Source organism: Pseudomonas gebzensis (assembly GCF_034427815.1).
GTDB lineage: Bacteria > Pseudomonadota > Gammaproteobacteria > Pseudomonadales > Pseudomonadaceae > Aquipseudomonas.
Genome location: NZ_JAXQNS010000023.1, coordinates 1 through 1,628 on the forward strand (window position 1 = coordinate 1; position 1,628 = coordinate 1,628).

General features: G+C 59.8%; 1 protein-coding gene. It reads left to right on the forward strand.

Features of this window, described 5'->3' with window-relative positions; translation table 11 throughout:
• The coding region (locus SJI00_RS22280) for a toxin VasX (protein WP_416221082.1) at window positions 1-1,628 on the forward strand (1,628 nt) is incomplete at both ends.

The window sequence follows — 1,628 nt, forward strand, 5'->3', positions numbered from 1 at the left end:
AGGTCAGAACGCACGGCATAACCCCGGCGAGACGCATCCTTACCTGCTCTACCCCCGCCGCAGTCAACTCCACCTCGCCTACTCGCTCGTGCAATGGACCTGGCGCCTGTGCGAGCACCTGCGCAGCAACACAACGGCACGCAGCCAGTGGATGCGTGAGGTCGACTTACCCGCGTTCTGCCAGAGCTTGAGCCTGGACCACGGTGGGCCGATCACCGAGCTGGGCACCAGCGTGTCGGACATCCTCGTCGAGGGCTCCTGCGCGCCCTCCTTCACCAGCACGCTGCTGGCAACAGAGGTCGCAGCCGAAGGCGCCCCGTTCAAGGCAGCCTTTGAAGAGTGCCTGGTGCGTGGGCATGTTCCCGAGCAGGACACGGCGCTGTTCGTCGCCCTGGACGACCCGCTGGCAATCATCGATGACCTGAGCATGAACCTGGCCGGAAGGCAGGCGGAACAGAGCGCGTTCGACAGGCTTCATCAGCAGAAGCTGCAAAGTGCCGCCGCCGTCATGACCCTGTGCGGCCTGGAAACCGATGAACTGATTCCGCCGTCGATCACCGATGCGGCCGGTCGGCAAGCCTATGTCGATGATCTCTACGAGCTGCTGCGCACACAGGACGAGATCGAACGCGCCAAGGATCTGGTCACGGCAGATGAATACGCAATGGCGTCAATGGCCGCGACAGCGGCGTTTAAAACAGCTCAGTCCACATTCCAAGCCAAGCGCGGCCATTTGCCCGATCAACAGAAATGGCAAACCGCCTTCGATAGCTGGAACAGCAGGCGCCTCTGGCGTGAGGACGTGCATTTCGAAGAAGTCCGGAAATACTTTGGGCAGACAAGCCTTGAAGCGCAGCGACTGCAGGAACACTGCACGCGTAGCGAACTTGACCTCATTACCTGGCTCGACCGACTGGGCCCCGATGCCGACGAGATTTACCACGACACCACGGATGAAGCCCAAGCCTGCTCGCTGATGCGAACCGCCCAAACCGTTTATACGCTGTTAGCACTAGGTCACGACGGTCAGCAATGGCTGTGCAAACAGGCCCAGCAACCCAGCTCACTGTTTGGCCTGGCACGGCTCAACTTCAACCCGGAAGTGGAAAGGCTGCTCAAACAGGTAGCGCACAACTTCAGCACCACCGGTTATCTGGATGACCAAGGCCACCAGGGCGACGGCAGCGCTGCTCTTTTCAATCCCGGCGCTTCTGGGGACGCTACGAGCTTTGCGACACGCTCTTCAGAAGTTGCTGCAGTGCTGGATCTCGAGAGCGTCAAGAACAGTCAGTTGTATCGGGCCATCACCGAGGCGGGTAAAGAATCTTTCGCGACGTTGATCAAGATCGCCAACAACCACGTCAAGTCTGGATGGCATGCGCTGGGCACCTTCATGCTGCCGGGTCTGAAAGGTGAAGCCGCGCTGGCGTTTGCCGTGCAACAAGTGCTGATTTCGACCGAAATAGCCAGTAAGACTCAACTCAAGATCAATCGCGGCTACGCGCGTACCTATCAAGCCTGGCAGATGCAGCTGCTAACCCTGACCAAGCAGATCACAGCCGCTGAACGCGTTTTGAGCCGACCAGGCGCAACGCACGATCAGCGCTCAGCACGTGTCGCCCTGCTCA